At 71.8% G+C, this 20,939-nt stretch carries 21 protein-coding genes; 12 read left to right on the top strand and 9 right to left on the bottom strand.

The annotated features are described in order from the left end of the window. Positions 1-9 precede the first annotated feature (9 nt). On the bottom strand, positions 10-342 hold the full coding sequence (locus ABZ671_RS02965; RefSeq protein ID WP_357850176.1) for an STAS domain-containing protein: 333 nt from the start codon (positions 340-342) through the stop codon (positions 10-12). A gap of 158 nt (positions 343-500) precedes the next feature. Here ABZ671_RS02965 and hemL point away from each other — a divergent pair, with 158 nt between their 5' ends. From hemL to ccsB, 6 genes are read left to right on the top strand one after another with little or no spacing between them, the layout of a single operon-like run. Next, complete coding sequence (gene hemL / locus ABZ671_RS02960) at positions 501-1,838, top strand: glutamate-1-semialdehyde 2,1-aminomutase (protein ID WP_357850173.1); 1,338 nt, start codon at positions 501-503, stop codon at positions 1,836-1,838. Between the two features lie 2 nt (positions 1,839-1,840). Then, on the top strand, positions 1,841-2,488 hold the full coding sequence (locus ABZ671_RS02955) for a histidine phosphatase family protein (RefSeq protein WP_357850169.1): 648 nt from the start codon (positions 1,841-1,843) through the stop codon (positions 2,486-2,488). After that, positions 2,488-3,063, top strand: coding sequence for a TlpA disulfide reductase family protein (locus ABZ671_RS02950; protein WP_357850166.1), 576 nt, complete (start codon positions 2,488-2,490; stop codon positions 3,061-3,063). Before ABZ671_RS02955 ends, ABZ671_RS02950 begins: the two co-directional genes overlap by 1 nt. Further along, positions 3,063-3,920: a cytochrome c biogenesis protein CcdA gene (locus tag ABZ671_RS02945; protein ID WP_357850163.1), complete on the top strand. Its 858-nt coding sequence runs from the start codon at positions 3,063-3,065 to the stop codon at positions 3,918-3,920. The genes ABZ671_RS02950 and ABZ671_RS02945 overlap by 1 nt, the downstream gene beginning before the upstream one ends. Then, positions 3,920-5,542, top strand: coding sequence for a cytochrome c biogenesis protein ResB (locus tag ABZ671_RS02940; RefSeq protein ID WP_357850160.1), 1,623 nt, complete (start codon positions 3,920-3,922; stop codon positions 5,540-5,542). The genes ABZ671_RS02945 and ABZ671_RS02940 overlap by 1 nt, the downstream gene beginning before the upstream one ends. Continuing rightward, positions 5,542-6,540 (top strand): c-type cytochrome biogenesis protein CcsB, encoded by a 999-nt coding sequence (gene ccsB / locus ABZ671_RS02935; RefSeq protein ID WP_357850157.1) that lies wholly within the window; start codon positions 5,542-5,544, stop codon positions 6,538-6,540. The genes ABZ671_RS02940 and ccsB overlap by 1 nt, the downstream gene beginning before the upstream one ends. Positions 6,541-6,818: 278 nt before the next feature. On the opposite strand, the gene ABZ671_RS02930 is transcribed toward ccsB, so the two are convergent. Beyond that, positions 6,819-7,289 carry a MarR family transcriptional regulator gene (locus tag ABZ671_RS02930; protein WP_357850154.1) on the bottom strand — a complete coding sequence of 157 codons (471 nt, stop codon included), beginning with the start codon at positions 7,287-7,289 and terminating at the stop codon, positions 6,819-6,821. A 63-nt stretch (positions 7,290-7,352) separates the two neighbouring features. Between ABZ671_RS02930 and ABZ671_RS02925 the strand changes: the two genes are divergently transcribed. After that, entirely contained in the window at positions 7,353-7,913 is a 561-nt protein-coding gene (locus tag ABZ671_RS02925; RefSeq protein ID WP_357850151.1) for a carboxymuconolactone decarboxylase family protein, read from the top strand. 82 nt (positions 7,914-7,995) lie between these two features. Here the strand turns inward: ABZ671_RS02925 and ABZ671_RS02920 are convergent, their stop codons facing one another. Beyond that, positions 7,996-8,868, bottom strand: a complete 873-nt coding sequence (locus ABZ671_RS02920; RefSeq protein ID WP_357850148.1) for an alpha/beta hydrolase — start codon at positions 8,866-8,868, stop codon at positions 7,996-7,998. 100 nt (positions 8,869-8,968) lie between these two features. Further along, on the bottom strand, positions 8,969-9,784 hold the full coding sequence (locus ABZ671_RS02915) for an alpha/beta hydrolase (RefSeq protein ID WP_357850144.1): 816 nt from the start codon (positions 9,782-9,784) through the stop codon (positions 8,969-8,971). Between the two features lie 157 nt (positions 9,785-9,941). Between ABZ671_RS02915 and ABZ671_RS02910 the strand changes: the two genes are divergently transcribed. From ABZ671_RS02910 to ABZ671_RS02900, 3 genes are all read left to right on the top strand, one after another. Continuing rightward, positions 9,942-11,402, top strand: coding sequence for a menaquinone biosynthesis decarboxylase (locus ABZ671_RS02910; protein ID WP_357850141.1), 1,461 nt, complete (start codon positions 9,942-9,944; stop codon positions 11,400-11,402). Beyond that, positions 11,402-12,316 (top strand): menaquinone biosynthesis prenyltransferase MqnP, encoded by a 915-nt coding sequence (gene mqnP / locus ABZ671_RS02905; protein ID WP_357850138.1) that lies wholly within the window; start codon positions 11,402-11,404, stop codon positions 12,314-12,316. The genes ABZ671_RS02910 and mqnP overlap by 1 nt, the downstream gene beginning before the upstream one ends. Before the next feature lie 122 nt (positions 12,317-12,438). Then, complete coding sequence (locus ABZ671_RS02900; RefSeq protein ID WP_357850135.1) at positions 12,439-13,083, top strand: UbiX family flavin prenyltransferase; 645 nt, start codon at positions 12,439-12,441, stop codon at positions 13,081-13,083. A gap of 24 nt (positions 13,084-13,107) precedes the next feature. On the opposite strand, the gene ABZ671_RS02895 is transcribed toward ABZ671_RS02900, so the two are convergent. Next, a complete protein-coding gene (locus ABZ671_RS02895; RefSeq protein WP_357850132.1) occupies positions 13,108-13,374 on the bottom strand; it encodes a BldC family transcriptional regulator in 267 nt (88 codons plus the stop codon). Between the two features lie 267 nt (positions 13,375-13,641). Here ABZ671_RS02895 and ABZ671_RS02890 point away from each other — a divergent pair, with 267 nt between their 5' ends. Both ABZ671_RS02890 and ABZ671_RS02885 read left to right on the top strand, forming a co-directional pair. Next, positions 13,642-14,100 carry an Lrp/AsnC family transcriptional regulator gene (locus tag ABZ671_RS02890; RefSeq protein ID WP_357850129.1) on the top strand — a complete coding sequence of 153 codons (459 nt, stop codon included), beginning with the start codon at positions 13,642-13,644 and terminating at the stop codon, positions 14,098-14,100. Positions 14,101-14,151: 51 nt separating this feature from the next. Beyond that, entirely contained in the window at positions 14,152-15,243 is a 1,092-nt protein-coding gene (locus ABZ671_RS02885; RefSeq protein ID WP_357850126.1) for a PLP-dependent cysteine synthase family protein, read from the top strand. 93 nt (positions 15,244-15,336) lie between these two features. Here ABZ671_RS02885 and ABZ671_RS02880 read toward each other — a convergent pair whose 3' ends face one another. From ABZ671_RS02880 to ABZ671_RS02865, 4 genes are all read right to left on the bottom strand, one after another. Beyond that, entirely contained in the window at positions 15,337-15,957 is a 621-nt protein-coding gene (locus ABZ671_RS02880; protein WP_357850620.1) for a putative glycolipid-binding domain-containing protein, read from the bottom strand. Between the two features lie 132 nt (positions 15,958-16,089). Beyond that, complete coding sequence (locus ABZ671_RS02875; RefSeq protein ID WP_357850123.1) at positions 16,090-17,691, bottom strand: DEAD/DEAH box helicase; 1,602 nt, start codon at positions 17,689-17,691, stop codon at positions 16,090-16,092. 193 nt (positions 17,692-17,884) lie between these two features. Further along, positions 17,885-19,282: a hypothetical protein gene (locus tag ABZ671_RS02870; RefSeq protein WP_357850120.1), complete on the bottom strand. Its 1,398-nt coding sequence runs from the start codon at positions 19,280-19,282 to the stop codon at positions 17,885-17,887. Between the two features lie 112 nt (positions 19,283-19,394). Next, positions 19,395-20,927 carry an NlpC/P60 family protein gene (locus ABZ671_RS02865; protein WP_357850117.1) on the bottom strand — a complete coding sequence of 511 codons (1,533 nt, stop codon included), beginning with the start codon at positions 20,925-20,927 and terminating at the stop codon, positions 19,395-19,397. Positions 20,928-20,939: the final 12 nt, after the last annotated feature.

Genomic DNA, 20,939 nt, shown 5'->3' with positions numbered 1-20,939 from the left:
ACCTCATGATCAGCAAGAGTGGGCGTTGCGGATCATCAGGGCGGAGCGGAGGCCGGTGATGTCGAGGACGCGGAGGAGGAAATCGCCTACGTTGCTCAGGACCAGGAGGCTCTGGGCGTGGCTGGCCTTGCGGCTGAGCACGACGAGGGTGCCGAGGCCCTGTGAGTCGCAGAAGGTCACCCCGGCCAGGTCGAGCACGATGCGGGCTGGGGGGTCGGCCAGCACCTCGTTGACGACGGTCGACAGCTGGGCGGCCGTGAGCATGTCGATCTCACCGGCGAGGCGAAGCACGGCTTCGTCGCCCGTCCGGTGCACCGTGATGGACAGTTCGGCACGATCCACCCGGTCAGCCTATCGCGATCTCGACCACGCGGCCCGTCGAGCCGGCCGCCGTCGCCGGCGGGGCGCCGCGTCGCCAACCCCGAAGTGCGTGAGCCCGGTAACCATCGGTGCGGGGTGCCTGCCGGTCAGCCCCCCGACGCTGACACAATGGCGGCATCGTGAACGCTTCCATTCCCGCCGGATCCGGCCGCTACCCGGCCGACGCGCCGGCCTCCGAGGCCCTGTTCGACCGCGCCAAGGCCGTCGTGCCCGGCGGGGTGAACTCCCCTGTCCGCGCGTTCCGTGCCGTGGGGGGCACCCCGCGTTTCATGGTGCGGGGGGAGGGTCCCTGGCTGTTCGACGCCGACGGTCGCCGTTACGTCGACCTGGTCTGCTCCTGGGGGCCGCTGATCCTCGGCCACGCCCACCCGGCCGTGGTCGAGGCGCTTCGGGAGGCCGCCGCGCTGGGCACCAGCTTCGGCACCCCGACCCCGGGCGAGGTCGACCTGGCGGACGAGATCGTCGCGCGTACCCCGGCCGAGCAGGTCCGGCTGGTCAACTCGGGCACCGAGGCGACCATGTCGGCGATCCGGCTGGCCCGCGGCTTCACCGGCCGCGCCAAGATCATCAAGTTCTCCGGCTGCTACCACGGCCACTCCGACGCGCTGCTCGCCGCCGCCGGCTCCGGCGTGGCCACCTTCGGCCTGCCCGACTCGCCCGGCGTCACCGGCGCCGCCGCCGGCGACACCATCGTGCTGCCCTACAACGATCTCACCGCCGTCGAGGCGGCCTTCGCCGCCGAGGGCCCGCACATCGCCGCGATCATCACCGAGGCGGCCGCCGGCAACATGGGTGTGATCGCCCCGCGCGACGGCTTCAACCAGCAGCTCGCCCGGATCGCCCACGCGTACGGTGCGTTGCTCATCGTCGACGAGGTCATGACCGGGTTCCGGGTCTCCCGCGCCGGCTGGCACGGCCTCGACCCGTCCGACGCCGACCTGTGGACGTACGGGAAGGTCATGGGCGGTGGCCTGCCCGCCGCGGCGTTCGGCGGGCGCGCGGAGATCATGGCGAAGCTGGCCCCGGCCGGCCCGGTCTACCAGGCCGGCACGCTCTCCGGTAACCCCCTCGCGTGCGCGGCCGGCCTGGCCACGCTCCGGCTCGCCGACGACGCGCTCTACCGCAAGCTCGACGAGACGGCCGCCGTGGTGGGCAGGCTCGCCATCGACGCGCTGACCGCCGCCGGGGTGCCGCACCGCCTCGCGTACGCGGGCAACATGTTCTCGATCTTCTTCACCGACGCCGACGTGGTCGACTACGACAGCGCCCGCACCCAGCAGGTGCCCGCGTTCAAGGCGTTCTTCCACGCGATGCTCGCCGCCGGGGTCTACCTCCCGCCGAGCGCGTTCGAGTCGTGGTTCGTGTCGGCGGCGATCGACGACGCCGCCCTGGAACAGATCGCCGACGCGCTGCCCGGCGCGGCGAGGGCAGCGGCAGCAGCGGGACACGGAGGCTAGTCGTGAGCGAGACGGTGGTCCACGTGCTGCGGCACGGCGAGGTGCACAACCCGGACGGCATCCTCTACGGCCGGTTGCCCGGTTTCCGCCTCTCCGAGCTGGGCGTCCAGATGGCCAAGGCCGCCGCTCAGGCGCTCGCCGACAAGACCGTGGTGCACGTGGTGGCCAGCCCGCTGGAGCGCGCCCAGCAGACCGCCGAGCCGATCGCGGGGCACTTCGGCCTGCCGATCGGCGTGGACGAACGGCTGATCGAGAGCGCCAACTGGTTCGAGGGCAAGAAGGTCTCGGTCGGTGACGGCTCGTTCCGCGACCCGCGCAACTGGTGGGTGCTGCGCGACCCGCTCACCCCGTCCTGGGGCGAGGCGTACCGGGTCATCGCCGAGCGGATGTTCGTCGCCCTGCACGCCGCCCGGATCGCCGCCGAGGGGCGCGAGGCCGTGCTCGTCTCCCACCAGCTCCCCATCTGGACGCTGCGCCGGTGGGTCGAGCGCAAGCGGCTCTGGCACGACCCGCGGCGGCGGCAGTGCGGGCTGGCCAGCCTCACCTCCTTCCACTTCGACGGCGCCAAGGTCGTCGGCATCAGCTACACCGAGCCGGCGGCCCACCTGGTCGCGATGTCGGCGAGCGCCCGGACAGCCAAGGGCGCCTGATGCTCCGCCGGAGGCTCGCCGCCGCCCTGCTCGCCGCCGCCACCGCCGGTGCGGCGCTGGCCGGCTGCACCCCCGGCCCCGAAGAGAGCCGGTGCAGCAGCGAGGGCCTGACGGTCACCTGCGCCCCCGACCAGCGCTCGAAGACCCCGAAGGTGAGTGGTGAGCTGCTCACCGGCGGTAGCTACGACGTCGCCCAGGATCGCGGCCAGGTGGTCGTGGTCAACTTCTGGGGCTCCTGGTGTTCGCCCTGCCGGCTGGAGGCCGCCGCCCTGGAGGCCACCTATCAGGCCACCAAGGGCTCGGGGGTGACCTTCCTCGGCATCAACGTGCAGGACAGCAGGGACAAGGCGCTCGCCTTCGAGGAAGGCCGGGTCACCTACCCGAGCCTCTTCGACCCGGCCAGCCGGCAAGCGCTCAACTTCGACATCCCCCCGAACTTCACCCCGGCGACCGTGATCCTGGACCGGGACGGCCGAATCGCGGTGGTGATCCGCAGAGCCGTCACCCAGGACGAACTGCAACCCGTCGTCAAGCGGATCGCCGCCGAGCAGCCAGCGCCCGACGGATCCCGCTGATGGGCGAGACGTTCCGTCAGGTCGCCGAGTCCGGCCCGCTGCTGCTGGCCATCGGCGCGGCGGCACTCGCCGGCCTGGTCAGCTTCCTCTCCCCGTGCGTCCTCCCGCTGATGCCCGGCTACCTCTCGTACGTCACCGGCCTGGCCGGCGCCGACCTCGAAGGCCGAGCTGTAAGGAGGGGCCCCCTGTTAACGCCTCCGGTAGAGGAGGGGGCCCTTGTTAACACCGAGGGCGGGGGCGTGACCGTCGCCGCGCCGCCGGCCCGGCCGCCGGCCGCCGTGAAGGGGCGGGTGCTGGCCGGCACGCTGCTCTTCATCGCCGGCTACACCGTCGTCTTCGTCACCACCGCGATCCTGGTCTCCGGCATCGGCAAGCTCTTCTTCCAGCACAAACGCCCGCTGGAGATCGTCATCGGCGTGCTCATCGTGCTGCTCGGGCTCGGCTACCTCGGCCTGATCCCCGGAATGCAGCGCGAGTTCCGGATCCACCGGCTGCCCGCCGCCGGGCTGCTCGGCGCCCCGGTGCTCGGGGTGGTCTTCGCGCTGAGCTGGATGCCCTGCACCGGCCCGACGCTCGGCGCGGTGCTCGGCCTGGCCGCGGCGGAGGGCAAGACCGACCGGGCGGTGGTGCTGGCCGTGGCGTACTGCCTCGGGCTGGGGCTGCCGTTCGTCGTGTTCGGGCTGGGCTTCCACCGCCTGCTCGGGGTGTTCCGCGCCGTGCGGCGCAACAGCCGCTGGGTCACCCGGGTCGGCGGTGCCCTGCTGATCCTGATCGGTCTGGCGCTGGTCACCGGCGGCTGGCAGAACCTCATGATCTGGTTGCAGACGCACGTGGGCGTGGTCGAGGTGAGCATCTGATGACGACCGTCGACGACCGGCCGGCGAGCGCGCCCACCCCGGCTCCGAGGCGACGGGCCAACCCGGTGCTCGCCCTGCTGCGCAACTCGTGGCGGCAGCTCACCAGCATGCGTACCGCGTTGATCCTGCTCTTCCTGCTCGCGGTCGCCGCCATCCCCGGCTCGGTGCTGCCGCAGCGCGGGGTCAACCCGGAAAAGGTCAACCAGTGGTTCGGTGACCACCCCGACCTGGCCCCGCGACTGGACCAACTCGGCATGTTCGAGGTGTTCGGCTCGGTCTGGTTCTCCGCGATCTACCTGCTGCTGTTCACCTCGCTGGTCGGCTGCATCCTGCCCCGGGCCCGCGACCACGTCCGGGCGCTGCGGCTGAAGCCGCCGGCCGCGCCGAAGCGGCTCGACCGACTTCCGCAGCACGCGGTGCTGGCGGCGCCGGCCGCCGCCGACCCGGAGGCGATCGCGGCGGTGCTGCGCCGCCGACGCTGGCGGGTCGTGGTCCGCGGCAACGAGGTCTCCGCCGAGAAGGGCTACCTCAAAGAGACCGGCAACCTGCTCTTCCACGTATCGCTGGTCGCCGTCCTGGTCGGGGTCGCGCTCGGTTCCTGGTACGGCTGGCACGGCAACCGGATCCTGGTGGCGGGCGCGGAGAACGCCTTCTGCAACACCCGCCAGCAGTACGCCGAGGCGTCGCTCGGCCCCCGGGTGGACAGCACCGACCTGCCGCCGTTCTGCCTCACCCTGGACCGGTTCGAGGCCGAGTACCTCCCGTCCGGGCAGCCGTCGCGCTACTGGGCCACGGTAACCGTGGACCACCTGGACGACCGGCCGACGCGTACCGCCGGCTTTTCGGTCAACTCGCCGCTGCGGCTCGGCTCGGCCAACGTCTACCTGCTCAGCAACGGCTACGCGCCGATCCTGAAGTACACCGACAAGTACGGTCGGACCCAGACCAGCACCACGCCCTTCCTGCGCACCGGTGACCCGAACGTGACCGAGGAGGGAGTGGCCGTCTTCCCGGACGCGAACCTCGACCCGAAGACCGGCACGCGGGCCCCCGGCCAGCAGGTCGCCTTCGACGGGCTCTACCTGCCCACCGCCCCGGACAGCGCCCCGTTCCTCGCATCCCAGTTCCCCGAGGAACGCAATCCGGCGGTGAATCTGCGGGCCTACCGGGGCAACCTCGGCATGGATGCCGGCATCCCCGGCTCGGTCTACCAGCTCGACCAGCGCCAGATCGACAACGGCAAGCTCAAGCTGATCGACAGCAAGGTGCTGCGTCTCGGCGAGAAGTGGACGCTGGACGACGGCAGCACGCTGGAGTTCCTCGGCACCAAGCCCTACATGCTTATCTCCGTCCGGTACGCCCCCGGGCAGATGCTGATGCTCGGCGCCTGCGCGGCGCTGCTGCTCGGCCTGATGGGCTCGCTCTTCGCCCGGCGACGGCGGGTCTGGTTCCGGGTTTCGGCCCCCGAGGGTGGATCTCCGACGAGCGGTAGTAGCTTGGTGGCGGCCGGTGGGCTGCCGCGCACCGAGCATCCGGGGTTCGCCGACGAGTTCGCGCAGCTCGTCGCCGCAGTCAGCGACGACGGGCGTAACGACCGGCGGGCGCGAGAAGGAGCAGAGTGATGTCCGCACTCTCCGACCAACTGGTTACGTACGCGATCCTGGCGTACCTGGTCGCGATGATCAGCCACGCCGTCGAGTACGCGCTGGGCAACGCCCGCGCGGTGTCGGCGCGGACGGCCGCCCCGGCCCGGGAGCTGGTCGGCGCGGGGGTCGGCGGCGCGGGAGGCAGCGTTGAAGCGTCCCTGGTCGAGACGGCGCTGCCGAGCCCGGTCGAGACCCGGCCCAGCCGCTCGGCCGCGCGGGCCGCTCTCGCCGGGCGGCTCGCCGCCTGGGTCACCGTGCTCGCCGTCGCGCTGCACCTGGGGGCGGTGGTCACCCGAGGCGTTGCCGCCGAGCGGATGCCCTGGGGCAACATGTACGAGTTCGTGTTGACCGGCACCTTCATCGGGGCGGCGGCCTGGCTGGCGGTGCTCTGGAAGCAGCCGTCACTACGCCGGCTGGGGCTCTTCCTGACCCTGGTCATGGTGCTGCTGCTGGCCTTCGCCGAGCTGAAGCTCTATGTGCAGGTCGTGCCGCTGATGCCAGCGCTGCAGTCGTACTGGTTCATCATTCACGTGTCGACGATCATCTTCGCCTCCGGCATTCTCCTGCTGGGCGTGGTGCCGGCCGCCGCGTACCTGATGCGGGCCGGTTGGGAGCAGGGACGGCGCAGCTTCCCGTACACCTTGGCCCGCCGGCTGCCGGCGGCGGCCGGCCTGGAGCGGCTGACCTTCGCGCTGCACGCCTTCGCCTTTCCGATCTTCACCTTCGCGGTGATCGCCGGGGCGATCTGGGCCGAGGCGGCCTGGGGTCGGGCCTGGGGCTGGGACCCGAAGGAGACCTGGGCGTTCATCTCCTGGGTGGTGTACGCCGGCTACCTGCACGCCCGGGCCACCCCGAGCATCCGGCGGAACGTGGCGACCTGGATCTCGATCGTGGGCTTCCTGACGATGCTGATGAACCTGTTCGGCGTCAACTTCTTCTTCACCGGCCTCCACTCCTACGCCGGCGTCAACTGACCCCGCGCGCCTCGCACCCCTCTGCCGATCATGGGGTTGTGGCACCTGACAAAAGCCGTGAGTTGGACGAAACGGGAGCCACAAGTCCATGATCGACACGCTGTCGGCGCGCGGGGGTGGGGCATCCGCTTCGGCGTTCTTGCGATCGGTGAGGTGGAGCACGGCGGTGCGGTGCGTTGGGGTTGCTGACTCACCGGGAACCTCCCGTCCATGAACGATCCGACACCCTGTCTCTCGGTGAGCGGGGTTTTCGGTTCACGTCGGGACCGGAGCGGTGTTCAGCCGCCGAACCAGCCGGGGACGTCGAGGCGGAACACGTCGGCCGGGACCATCCGGCTCAGGTCGTCCTCCAGCGCCGCGACCCGGTCGGCGCCGAGCGTCGCCGCCCAACGGTCCCGGAGTTGGTCGAACACGACCGCCGAGCGGCGCAGTCCGTCCAGCCCTCGGTCGGTCAGCCGGACCAGCTTGCGCCGGGCGTCGGCGGGGTCGTCGGCGCGTTCCAGGTAGCCGAGCGCCACCAGCCGGTCGACGGTCTTGCCGGCCGCCTGCTTGGAGACGCCGAGGCGCTGGCCCAGCTCGGAGGCGGTGGTGCCTTGGACGCCGACCGCCTGGAGGGCGAAGCCGTGCACCGGGCGCATGTCGGGGTGGCCCTGTCGGGCCAGCTCGGCGTGCAGGTCGTCGATGAGCGTACGGAAGCCGGCGAGCAGCAGCAGGGGGAGCGCGAAGCCGGGGCGGTCAGGCGTTGTCATATTCGACAACCAGGTTTACTATCTGGTCAACCACGTTGACTATCGTACCCGGGAGGGTCCGGCATGTCCCGACGCGTCTTCACCGCACACACCCCCGACACCGCGCCCGTCGCCGCCCGCGCCACCATGGCGGGCGTCGAGCGCAAGCTTGGTCACCTGCCCGCCGCCGTCGGCCTGATGGCCGAATCCCCGGAACTGCTCAAGGGTTTCCTCACCGCCAACGCCATCTTCGAGGCCACCGACCTGGACCCGGTCGCCCGCGAGGTGGTGGTGTTCGCCGTCGCCACCCGCAACGAGTGCCACCTCTGCGTGGCCATGCACACCGCCGCGCTCGCCCGTCAAGGCGCGGATCCGGAGCTGGTCGACGCCCTGCGGGCCGGTACGGAACTGCCCGACGCCCGGCTGGAGGCGCTGCGCCGGTTCAGCCTCGCCGTGCTCGACCACCGGGGCGCCGTGCCGGACGACGACCTGGACACCTTCCTCGCCGCCGGCTGGCGGCCGCGGCACGCGCTCGACGTGGTGCTCGGCGTCGGGACGTACACCATCTCGACCTTCGCGAACCGGCTCACCGACGCCCCGCTCGACGCGCCCCTGACCGCGTACGCCTGGCAGCCCGCCGCCTGATTGCCGAGAGATCTTGGAGGTTTTCGGCCCCTCTCAGGGCCACTTCTTCCAAGGTCTCCTTGTGCGTGGCTGGCCGGCCCGCTCAGCCATGTAGGAATGGCAGGAGCAGGGCGGTCAGCTCCGCCGGGCGCTCCTCGAAGAGCCAGTGGCCGCAATCCTCGACCACCTCACCGGTGACTGTGTCGGCGTACCGGTGGGCCTGCTCGGCCACTTGACCGCCGAGGCTGGCCTGTGCGCCGATGGCGAGTACCGGCATCGGCAGCTTCGTGGCCCGATAGGCGGCGTTGTCCGTGATGTCCTGCCCGAACGCTCGGAAGTAGCCGAAGCTGGCTCGTAGGTGCGCCTCGTCGCGCAGGTGGCCGGCGTACTCCTCGATGTCGTCCGGGCCGAGACTGCCCTTCTTGACCATGATCGAGTCGGTGAACCGGTCGATCCAGAGCGCCTCCCGGCCGGCGACGAGCTGCTCGGGCAGCCCGTTGGGGACGTTGAAGAAGCCGAAGTTCCACACGGCCGGGCCGGCGGCGGTCAGTGCGGGGATGGCGTAGATGCTCTCGTCGGGGATCGGTGCCTCGGTGAGCGCCAGCCGGGCGACCTGGTCGGGGTGTGCGGCGGCATAGGCGTACGCGACCATGGTGCCCAGGTCGTGGCCGACCAGCCGGATCTGCCTTGCCAGGCCGAGCCCGGTAAGCAGCCCGTGCAGGTCGGCGGCGACGGTCTTCTTGTCGTAACCGGTCGGCGGGGCGTCGCTGCCGCCGAAGCCGCGCAGGTCGGGGGCGATCACCTCGTACGACTTCGCCAGCTCGGGCAGCAGGTGCCGCCACATGCGCCAGCACTGCGGGTAGCCGTGCAGCAGCACCACCGTGGGCCCGCGGCCGCCCCGGACGTAGTTCCAGGTCACCTCGCCGACCTGGGCTCGCTGTTCGGTGAACCCCGCAGGCACCCGTTCGTCGCCCATGCCGCCCCTTCCGCCGCCGGGCGGCTCGACTACCCGGCCGGTCCCCGTCCATGCCACAGAGACGTTGACAAGGGGCCCCTGCTTCACGCAGGCCGGCCTTTTAGAGCTCGGTGGCGACCCGGTCGACCCACTCGCCCATCAGCGCGTCGAAGAGTGCTGGCTGCTCGATCTGCAGGTTGTGGCCGGCCAGGTCGAGCACCGCGAACGTCGCCCGCGAATAGTGCGGCAGCAACGCGAACTGATCGAGGTAGCCGGTGGCGTGGTCCTGCCGTCCGGTGAGGATCAGGGTCGGGCGGGTGAACGGCGTACCGCCCTCGGGGTTCTCGCTGAGCGCCCAGCGTTGCCGGATGCGCGCCATCGCCTCGGTGTCGGCGACATCGAGGCCGGCCAGGACCTCCTCGCGGAACCGCCGCAGCGTCTCAGGGGTCTGCACCACCGAGAGGTCCGCGAACTCTTCGGCGGTCTGGGCGTCGATGGAGGCGAGCAGCTCCGGGTCGGGGCGCAGCACCTGCCGCTCCGGCACTCGCCGCTCGCTGTGCTCCAACGCGGTGCCGACGGGGCAGATCAGTGCCAAACCGAGCACCTGTTCGGGCCGGGACCGGACGAGAGCGCGCGCGAGGTAGCCGCCGTACGACTCGCCGACGAGCAGGAATGGCGTATCGCCGAGAGTGTCGTCCACGAAGTCCTGTACTGCGCCGAGCACGTCATCGGAGCTGGCGATCGACGGCGGCGCCGGGGATGCCCCCATCGCCGGCAGATCGGGGTACAGCCGCCGGTACCCGGGGCGCCCGGCGAAGACGGGCTCCAGGCACCCGAGCATCAGGCGGTGGTCTGGCGTCCAGCCGTGCAGTGCGAGGACGGGCGTCCCCACGCCTCGCTCGACGACGTTCAGGGCCACGGACGTGCGGCGCGGCATCTGGTTTCCCCTTCTTCCAACGGCAACGGCTCCCGCATGCTGTCGCCGAGCACCGACAGATTCGGCCCCGATCGGTGCGCCTGTGATGGAGTGCACACGCCGCCCGGCTGGTGACCCGGCTGGGGCGGGGCGGGGGGCGGTGGGGGAGACTGGCGGTATGGCGGCTCGTGGCTTTCCGTACACCGATCTCAGGGATTTTCTCGCGGCGCTGGAGCGGGCCGGGGAACTGCGGCGGGTGCACGTTCCGGTCGACCCGACGCTGGAGATGAGCGAGATTGTCACCCGGACGGTGCGCGACGGCGGGCCGGCGCTGCTCTTCGAGCGGCCGACCCGGGGCGAGATGCCGGTGGCGATCAACCTGTTCGGCACCGAGAAACGGATGGCGATGGCGCTCGGCGTCGACTCGCTGGACGAGATCGGCGAGCGGATCGGCGCGCTGATCAAGCCGGAGCTGCCGGTCGGCTGGTCCGGCATCCGCGACGGCCTGGGCAAGGTCATGCAGCTCAAGTCGTTGCCGCCCCGCAAGGTCAAGACCGCGCCCTGCCAGCAGGTGGTCTACTCCGGCGACGACGTCGACCTCAACCGGCTGCCCGGGCTGCAGGTCTGGCCCGGCGACGGCGGCATCTTCCACAACTTCGGGCTGACCCACACCAAGCACCCGGAGACCGGCAAGCGCAACCTCGGCCTCTACCGCCTGCAGCAGCACAGCCGGAACACGCTGGGCATGCACTGGCAGATCCACAAGGACTCCACCGCCCACCACGCGGTCGCCGAGCGGCTCGGCCAGCGGCTCCCGGTGGCCATCGCGATCGGCAGCGACCCGGTCGTCTCGTACGCCGCCACCGCGCCACTGCCCAGCGACATCGACGAATACCTGTTCGCCGGGTTCCTGCGCGGCGAGCGGGTGGAGATGGTCGACTGCCTGACCGTGCCGCTGCAGGTGCCGGCGCACGCCCAGGTGGTGCTGGAGGGCTACCTGGAGCCCGGCGAGCGGCTGCCCGAGGGGCCGTTCGGCGACCACACCGGCTTCTACACCCCGGTCGAGCCGTTCCCGGTGCTGCACGTCGAGACCATGACCATGCAGCGCGACCCGGTCTACCACTCGATCGTCACGTCCAAGCCGCCGCAGGAGGACCTCGGCCTCGGCAAGGCCACCGAGCGGATCTTCCAGCCGCTGCTCAAGCTGATGATCCCGGACATCGTCGACTACGACCTGCCGGCCGCCGGGGTTTTCCACAACTGCGCGATCGTGTCGATCCGCAAGCGCTACCCGAAGCACGCGCAGAAGGTGATGAACGCGATCTGGGGCGCGCACCTGATGTCGCTGACCAAGCTGATCGTGATCGTCGACGAGGACTGCGACGTGCACGACTACAACGAGGTCGCGTTCCGCGCCTTCGGCAACGTCGACTACGCCCGCGACCTGATGGTCACCGAGGGGCCGGTCGACCACCTCGACCACGCGTCGTACCAGCAGTTCTGGGGCGGCAAGGCGGGCATCGACGCCACCCGCAAGCTGCCCAGCGAGGGCTATAGCCGGGGCTGGCCGGAGGAGATGACCATGTCGCCCGAGGTGGTCTCGCTGGTCGACAAACGCTGGAAGGAGTACGGAATCTGATGGCCGCCGTCACCGAGGCCCCGGTGGAGCACCCTGGCCGGATCAAGTCCTTCCTCAAGCTGGTCGCGATCGAGCACTCGGTCTTCGCGCTGCCGTTCGCGTACCTGTCGGCGCTGACCGCGATGCGGGTCGACGGCGGGCACGTCCGCTGGCTCGACCTGCTGCTGATCACCGTGGCGATGGTCGGGGCGCGCACGTTCGCCATGGCCGCCAACCGGATCCTCGACCGGCGGATCGACGCGCGGAACCCGCGTACCGCCAAGCGGGAGCTGGTCACCGGGGCGGTGACCCTGCGGACGGCCTGGACCGGCGCGGCGGTCGCGCTGGTGGTCTTCCTGGCCGCCGCTGCCCTGCTCAACCCGCTCTGCCTGGCCCTCGCGCCGCTCGCGGTGGTGCCCATGGTCGTTTACCCCTACGGCAAGCGGTTCACCAACTGGCCGCACGCCATCCTGGCGATCGCCCAGGCGGTCGGGCCGGTCGGCGCCTGGCTGGCGGTCACCGGCACTCTCGCCGGGTCCGGGCCGGCCTGGCTGCTCGGCGCCGCCGTGGGCCTGTGGATCGGCGGTTTCGACCTGATCTACGCCTGCCAGGACGCCGACATCGACCGGAAGATCGGGGTGCGCAGCGTGCCGGCGCGTTACGGGCTGCGCTTCGCGCTGCACGCCTCCACCGTGGCGCACGTGGTGACCTTCGCGCTGTTCCTCTGGTTCGGCGCGCTGGTCGGCTTCGGCTGGCTGTGGTGGATCGGGCTGGCGCTGACCGCGCTCGCCTTCGGCTACCAGCACCTGGTGGTCAGCCCGACCGATCTGAGCAAGGTCAACCGGGCCTTCTTCACCGCCAACGGCTTCGTCGGCATCGCGCTGTTCGTCTTCGCCCTGCTTGACCTGGTGGTCCGCCTCGGCCTGCGGCCCTGAGTGCCGCCTGAGGGGGTGTTAATAAAGGGCCCCTGCTCTACCGGAGGCGTTAACAAGGGCCCCTCCTTCCTCGAAGGCGGGGTGCCTGTTCGGCTCTCCGGGCGACCAGGCACGCTGGCGGTATGCGCGAACCATGGGTGGTGGGCGTCTCCGGGGCCTCCGGCACGCCGTACCCGGCCGCGGTCGTTCGAGGCCTGCTCGACGCCGGCGAGGCGGTGGACCTGATCGTCTCCCGAGCCGCCCGATTGACCATCCTCGACGAGACCGGGCGCCCCTTCCGGGACGCGCACTGGGCCGACGACCTGGCCGCCTGGCTGGGGCGCGACCTCGCCGACGCCGACGTGCGCTTCTGGCCCGCCGGCGACCTGGCCGCCGGGCCGAGCAGCGGCTCCTACCGGGTACGCGGGATGGCGGTGGTCCCGGCCAGCACGGCGGCCTGCGCCGGCATCGCGATCGGGCTGTCGAAGGATCTGTTGCAGCGGGCCGCCGAGGTGAACCTCAAGGAGCGGCGGCCGGTGGTGGTGGTGCCGCGGGAGACCCCGGTTACTCGTAGTCACCTGGAGCATCTCCTCGCGTTGCACGACGCCGGCGCCGTCGTGCTGCCGGCCAGTCCCGGCTTCTACGGTGCTGGCGCTACGGCCTCCGCGGAGCAATTGGTCGACTTCGTGGCCGGCAAGGTGCTGGACACGCTCGGTGTGCCGCACACGCTTTTTCGACGGTGGTCCGGGGAGTTGGCGGCGGCCCGCCGGGACGCGGACCGCACCTGACGGCCGGCCCGCGTGCCGATCAGGTCAATACATTCCGGCGTTTGCCGGTCCGGGGCCGGTCGATGCGGCCGGGCCCATGTTACGTGGCTTGCCCATGTTCTCCGCCTCGTCCAGCATGCCCTCCCCTTCCAGCAGGGCCCGCACCTCGGATTCCCGAAACCGGCGATGCCCGCCTGGAGTCCGGATGCTGCCTATCCGGCCGGCCGCTGCCCATCTCGTCACGGTTTTCGGGTCAACCCGAAACAGCGCGGCGACCTCGCCCGGTGTCAGCAGGCGATCTCCAGTGTCCACAGCCCCCTCCTCGCGTCGACGAAGCCCCCGGCTGAACACACTGCCCCGGCCGGTGCGAGCCCAGAGCCGTCATGAGGGACGTATGGCAATTACAGCACCGGCGACCTGGCCTGTCCGCCAAACGCGAAAAACGCACACACTGAGAAGTTAGTAAATGGTAGCGGGTTGGAACTCCCTTGACCGTGAGTTTGGGCGCCCATACCCGACGTCATGTTCAATTGGTGCCAAGCGTCGGCCGTCACCGCCGAACCGATAGGGTCACACTCCGTGGATGCGATCGACCTCAGCCTCGTGGAGCTGCTGCGTGGCAACGCTCGCCTGTCGTACGCCGAACTCGCCCGCCAGGTTGGCCTCTCCGCCCCGGCGGTGCACGAGCGGGTCGGGAAGCTGGAGTCGAGCGGGGTTATCCGGGCGTACCGAGCCGAGGTGGAGCCGGAGTCGATCGGGCTCAGGGTCACCGCGCTGATCGGCATCATGGAAGACTCCACCGCCGACACCGACGGTGTGCTCGAGGCGTTCCGGCAGATGCCCGAGATCGAGTCCTGCTACTTCATGGCAGGGGTCGAATCCTTCCTGCTCAAGGCCCGGGTCGGCACCATCGCCGAGTTGGAGCGGCTGATCGTCCGGCTGAACCGGACGCCCGGGGTGGCTTCCACCCGTACCGGCATCGCCCTGTCGACCAAGTGGGAGAACCGCCCCCAGCCGCTCGATCCGCCCGGCGCCTGACCCGGCGGCCGGGCGCGGACGCGAGCTGACTTCGCTTGTAACGTTGCCGGCGTGACTCAACTCGACCGTTGTGACGAGGCCAGCCGGGCCTGGGTGACCGAGGCGATCGCCACGGTCGAGGCGGACGCCAACCGCTCCGCGGACACCCATCTGCTGCCCTTTCCCCTCCCCCGGGAATGGGGCATCGACCTCTACCTGAAGGACGAGTCGGTGCACCCCACCGGTTCGCTCAAGCACCGGCTGGCCCGCTCGCTCTTCCTGTACGGCCTCTGCAACGGCTGGATCGGACCGGAGAGCACGATCATCGAGGCCTCGTCCGGCTCGACCGCCGTCTCCGAGGCGTACTTCGCCCGGATGCTGGGGCTGCCGTTCATCGCCGTGATGCCCGCCGCCACCTCGCCCGAGAAGATCGCGCAGATCGAGTTCCAGGGCGGTCGCTGCCATCTGGTCGACGATCCGGCCAAGGTGGTGGTCGAGGCCCGCTGGCTCGCCGAGGATACCGGCGGGCACTACATGGACCAGTTCACCTACGCCGAGCGGGCCACCGACTGGCGGGGTAACAACAACATCGCCGAGTCGATCTACGCGCAGCTCGCGTTGGAGCGGCACCCGGTGCCGGCGTGGATCGTGGTGGGCGCCGGAACCGGCGGCACCAGCGCCACCATCGGCCGGTACGCCCGCTACCGCAGGCTGCCCACCAAGCTCTGCGTGGTCGACCCGGACAACTCCGCCTTCTTCCCGGCCTGGCAGGCCGGCGACTGGTCGGTGCGGACCGACCGGGGCTCGCGGATCGAGGGAATCGGCCGGCCCTGCGTGGAGGCGTCCTTCCTCCCGTCGGTGGTGGACCGGATGGTCCACGTGCCGGACGCCGCGTCGCTCGCCGCCATGCGGGCCGGTTCGGCGGTGCTGGGCCGCCGGGTGGGCGGCTCCACCGGCACCAACCTGTGGGGGGCGTTCGGGCTGATCGCGGAACTGCTCGCCGCCGGGCGGACAGGGTCGGTGGTCACGCTGATCTGCGACGCCGGGGACCGTTACGCGGACACGTACTACGCCGACGAGTGGGTGGCCGCCCAGGGCCTCGACCTCGCCCCCCACCTCGCCACCATCGACCGCTTCCTCGCCACCGGCGCCTGGCCCGGATGAAAGGAGGGGCCCCCTGTTAACGCCTCCGGTATAGAAGGGAACCCTTCTCACGACCGAAGGTGAGGGCGCGCCGGCCCGCGTCATCGCGCGAAGTCAGCGCGGGTCGATCCGCTCGGCCAGGCCGGGGTAGCGCACCACGAAACCGTTCGGGTCGATGTCCAGGTCGGCGGTGAAGGTGCCGCTGGCGAAGCGGACCCGGCCCGGCCCGAGCGAGGTGTAGACCTGATCGGCCGGGAGCACGGACAGGCTGGGCAGTCGTACCCAGGCCACGCTGACCTGCCGGGCATGGTCCGCCGGAATCCGGCCCAGCCCGATCCGGCGTACCGGAAGGGTGTTGAACAGCGGGGATCCGCTCAGGTCAACGTCGAGCGCGGCGGCCAGCCGGTCCGGTTCGTCGGTGCCCGGCAGCCCGGCCGGTGGGTGCCCGGCCGCCCGCAGCGCCGCGTCCAGGTCGCCCTCCTCGCCGGTGCGCACCCGCCATCCGTCCCCGGCGCGTTCCAGGCGTACGCTCCGAACCCAGCCCGCCCCCTCGACCTCGACCTCGAACCGGCTGGTGGACCAGTCCGCACCGACCGTCAGCTGATACCGGCAGGTGTGCGGGAGGGGATCGATGGCCAGCACCACGCCCCGTGCGAGGAGGCCCCGACGATCGTCGAACACGACCTGTTCGGACCCGGCGGTGTCGGTCCTGGACCAGAAGAGCGACTTCGGCATGGTCGGCATGAAGCGGACGTTACGCGACCCGGCGGACACCGGCACGGGATGCGGAAACGCCGCCGCCGAGTGGCTCGACGACGGCGTCCGTCGGGTGTGCTCCGCCGCCCTCCGGGCGGCAATGGGCAGTGATCAGTGGGTACGGGCCGCCGGGCGGCTGCCGAAGCTGCGCCGGTCGTCGCGCGGGCGGTCGTCCCGGCCCCGCCCCTCCGCACGGAACCCGCCTCGGCGATCCGTGGGCCGAAGGTCGCCGCCCCGGTCACCGAAGCGCCGGTCACCCCGGCTGTCCTGGTCACCGAAGCTCCGGCCACCGGTCGGTCGGTCCTCGTATCGGCGTTCGCCGCGTTCGGCGTAGCTTCGGCCACCGGTCGGTCGGTCCTCGTACCGGCGTTCGCCGCGGCCGCCGCGGCTGAACGATCCGCGCTCCCGATTGTCGAAGCGGCGCGGTCCGGAGGAGCGGTCGCGGCGCGGCTCGGGCTCGTCCCGGACCGGCACACCACTGGGCTCGCGGGCACCGGTCAGCTCCGCCAGCGCCGGGTCGCCTGCCCGAACGCGAGTCTCGGCCGGTTCGACGCCTGCCTTCTCCAGCATGGCGAGGGTCGTCCGGCGCTGCTTCGGCAGCACCAGAGTCGCCACCGCGCCCGACTCACCCGCCCGGGCGGTACGCCCCGCCCGGTGCAGGTAGTCCTTCGGGTCCTTCGGCGGGTCGATGTGCAGCACCAGCGACACCCCGTCAACGTGAATGCCCCGGGCCGCCACGTCGGTGGCGACCAGCACGTTCGTCCGTCCCTCGCGGAACTCGGCCAGGGTCCGGGTACGCATCCGCTGGGTCTTGCCGCCGTGCAGACCGCCCGCGCGTACGCCCACTGCGGCAAGCTGTTCGACCAGTCGGTCGACGCCGAGCTGGGTACGCGCGAAGAGCATGGTGCGCCCGTGGCGGGCCGCGATGGACGCGGCGACGGCGAACTTGTCGTGCGGCGGGATCAGCAGCAGGTGGTGATCCATCGTGGACACGGCGGCCGTCGGCGGCGCGGTGGAGTGGGTGATTGGGTCGGTCATGAACCGGCTGACCAGGCTGTCCACGTCGTTGTCCAGGGTGGCCGAGAAGAGCAGCCGCTGGGCATCGGCCGGCGTCTTCGCCAGCAGTTGGGTGACCTCGGGCAGGAAGCCCATGTCGGCCATCTGGTCGGCCTCGTCGAGCACGGTGATCTCGACGTCGTTCAGCTTGCACACGCCGCGCTCGATCAGGTCGCCGAGCCGCCCCGGGGTGGCGACGACGATCTCCACGCCCCGGCGCAGCGCATCGATCTGCCGGTCGTACGGAACGCCGCCGACGGCGGTCTTGAGGAAGATGCCGACGGCCTTGCCGAGCGGCATCAGGGCGTCGTTGACCTGCATGGCCAGCTCGCGGGTGGGAACCAGAATCAGGGCGCGCGGGTGCATCGGGCGGGCCCGGTTGCGGTCGGCGAGCCGGGCGATCACCGGCAGGCCGAAGGCCAGCGTCTTGCCCGAACCGGTTTGGCCCCGGCCCAGGACGTCGCGGCCGGCGAGGGCGTCTGGCAGGGTGGCCCGCTGGATCTCGAACGGGGTGGTGATGCCCTGTCGGGCGAGCGCGTCGACCAGTCGCCGGGGCAGGCCCAGCGCCCCGAAGTTGGGAGCCTCGGTGGTCGAAAGCTCCGGTGTCGGGGTCGGGTCGACGGACGGGGACGTGCCGGGGGCAGCGGAAATGGTCAAGAAATGCCTTTCGAGCGGGGCGCATCTTCGCGATGGCCCGCCGCAGCGCTGAACGCCGCCGAATCGCCCGCAAGATCGCCCATGGGCGCGCGGCCCGCGCGCCAGGTCAATGATCTCTGCAATTGTACGGCGGCGCGGCGCGGTTGCCACCGCACCGCGATGCCGTAGTGGGCGGGCTCACCTCGTCAACTGCTCAGCGTGTTGCCGTCAGCCCGCCCATCGCGTCGTTCGCCAGGAACACCACCAGCAGGCTGATCGCGATCAGCAGGCCCAGCGAGGCGGCCAGCACGATCACGACCTTGGTGGTGTTGGACCGGGTGGTCGGGGTGTCCTCCGCCCAGCCCTGAGCCAGGATGTGCCCGGTCAGGGAGCCGGAATTCTCCAGCGGGTTGCCCTGCGGGAACGAGACCGTGGCGAAGCCGGGCCCGTCGGTGCGCCCGTGGCTCGTACCGGCGGGGTCGGGACGGCGCTGGTACGCCGGCTCCGGGGGCGTCGGGGACCGGCTGGCCGAGTATGCCGTCGTGCCGTGGCGTGCGGTGTCGTATCGCTGTTCGGTCGGGTTGGTTGACGGCGGCCAGGTGGGCAGCGCGGGTGCCGGCACCACCAGCGTCGGCGAAGCCGGCACCGGCGGGGCGGGAATCGGCGGGGGTGCCGGCGCCCAGGTCGGCGCGGGTGTGGGCACGGGTGACTCCGACGGCGCGGCCACTGGCACGCTGGCCCGGGCCGTCGACCTGGTCGAAGGCGTGGCGACGGGCTGGCCCGCCGAAAGGGCCGGCACCGGGCCGGTCAGGTTTGCGCCCGTTGGGCTGGCCGTGGCGGGCGGTGGCGGGAACGGCGGCGCCGGCATCGGGCCGGGCGGCGGCGGCGGCGCGGGCACCGGCGGAGCGGGCGGTGGCACCGGCGGAACGGGCGATGGCCCCGGCGGCCCGGGCAGCGGCGGAACCGGACCGGGTGGCGGCGGCTCCGGCGGCGACGGGATCGGAGCGGGCGGCGGCGGCGCGGGTAGCGGCGGTGTCGGCCGGAACGGCGGCTCCGGCTCCGGCACGGGCGGTGCCGGCGACGGCGGGGTGGGACCCGGTACGGGCGTGGGCGCCGGCTCGGGTTCCGGCATGGGCGGTGTCGGCGGCTGCGCCGGTTCGGGCGGTTCAGGGTTGACCGGGCCCGCGCGGTAGACCTTGGCGGTGCCGGCCTGCGCCACGGCCGCGGCGCCGATCTCGCCCGGCGATATCCGGCTCAGGCCGGGCACAGCGGCGCTGGCCCGGGCCTGCCCCGCCTCGGCGGATCGCTGCGCCGGGATCGGCTGCGGCGTCGGGGCCGGCGGCGTCGGCTGCGGCGTGGGGGCCGGCGGCGGCGTGGAGGTCGGCTGGGCCGGAGCACCGGCCCGATAGGTGGTGGCGGCGGCCGGTGAACCCGGCACCCCGTCGGCCGGCGGGGGTACGGCGCCACCGGCGACGCTGACCCGTGCCCGGGCGGTCGCAGCCGGGGCGACCTCGTCCGGGCGCTCACCGAGGGCCGGTCCGGCCCCCGGCCCGGTGGATGCGGGCGTGGATCCGGGGTGGACCGACTCCGCCGGAACCTCTTGCTCGCCCATACTTGCCCCTCCGCGCCCGCGCTCGCCTCCGGACCGTGGCGTCGGCCAAGAGTGCCTGGGTCTCACCGTGCCACATTCCGGCCCGGGAACACAGCCGGAGTGGGCGGCTGGGTCAGCTACCGACGCTCGGAGTGGACGAGGTGGCGCCCGCCACGCTGTTGGACGGCTCGACGGCGCTCGCGGTCACCCCCGGCTCGGGGCTCGTCGAGTCGTTCGAGGAGGGAGTCGACGTGGGGCTCGGCGAGCCGGACGGGCGGGTCGTCGGCGATCCCGTGGGCGAGCCGCTCGGCGAGGTTGACGGGTTGGGGCTCGGGCTTGACGTGGTGGGTGCCGGCGTGGGGGTCGGGGTCGGCTTCGGGGTGGCCGGCTGGGTGGGGAGTGGCGTGGGGGTCGGCTTCGGCGTCGGAGTCGTGCCGGTCGGGGTCGGCGTCGGGGTGGCCGGGGCGGGGACCGCGCCGATCACCCGGGTGGCGGCGTAAAGCTGGGACCAGCGGACCACCGAAATCTTGACGACGTCGCCGCTCCGCGGCGCCTCGACCATCTTGCCGTCGCCGATGTACATGGTGACGTGATGGATGCTCGTCCAACTGCTTCCCGAGGCGAAGAAGAGCAGGTCACCCGGGAGTAGTGCGTCCGGGTCCACGGTGCGGGAACGGGTGGCGTAGTACTGGTCGTGGGCGACCCGGGGCAGGCCACGGTAGCCGGCCGAACGGTACGAGGCGAGGACCAGGCCGGAGCAGTCGAAGCGATCCGGCCCCTCCGCGCCCCACAGGTATGGGGCGCCGAGGTGGGCGAGGGCGTATCGCACGGCATCCAGCGCCCGCGGGTCGGCGACCAGCCCGTTGACATTCTGGTTGATGACGTGGGAGCTACCGGTCTGCTGCTCGGTGGCGTCCTGGCGCTTCTCGATCTCGAGCAGCAGCGCGGCGTTGTCCTTGCGCAGCTTGACGAGCTTGTCTTCCTGCTCGTGCAGCTCCGCCGCGATGCGGTCGTACTCCTTGGCCTTCTCTTCGGCGCGCAGCGCCACCGCGTCGCGCGCCTCGCGGGCGATCTTCTCGGCGGCGGTGGCCCGGGCGACCTCGCCGTCGACCGCGGTGGTGGCTCCCTCGGCCTTGTCGCCGCGGGTGGCTCGCTGGAGGGTGCTGAGGTTGCGCAGGTCGGCGCCGATCTGCCCGGGCGGGAGCGCGGCGGCGGCCTTGACCGCGTCGGCGGCGGCGGTGCTGGCATTCTCCTGGGCCCGGTCGAGCGCCTCCGTGGCCTCCGTGAGCGTGGCCTCCTTGAGCGTGAGGTCGGCCTCCGCCGCGTCCCGCTCTTCCTTGATCTGGATCAGCTGGTCACCGAGTTGCGCGACCAGGGCGTCGACCTGGTTGATCTGCGCGATCAGCGGCCCGGCGGCCGCGTCGGTGGCGGTCGGGGTCTGACCGGGCAGGGCGGGAGCCGTGCCGGGCAGCTGCAGCGGGCTGCTGTAGGTGGGCCGGGAGCCGGTGTTCGGGATCGTGTCGGGCAGCGGGTCGGCCCAGGCCGGGGTGGCGAGCGTCGCCGCCACCACCGCGCCGAGCAGGGCGGACCAGAGCCTCGGGCGTAGCACCGGAGAGATCAGCGGTGGGTTACGTCGTTGTCGCCGGCCCTGCCTGTTGTCGGCCATTCCACTCCCCGT

The organism is Micromonospora sp. NPDC006766, assembly GCF_040636055.1.
In the GTDB taxonomy this organism is placed as follows: domain Bacteria; phylum Actinomycetota; class Actinomycetes; order Mycobacteriales; family Micromonosporaceae; genus Micromonospora.
This window is presented reverse-complemented; position numbering and strand designations above follow the sequence as displayed.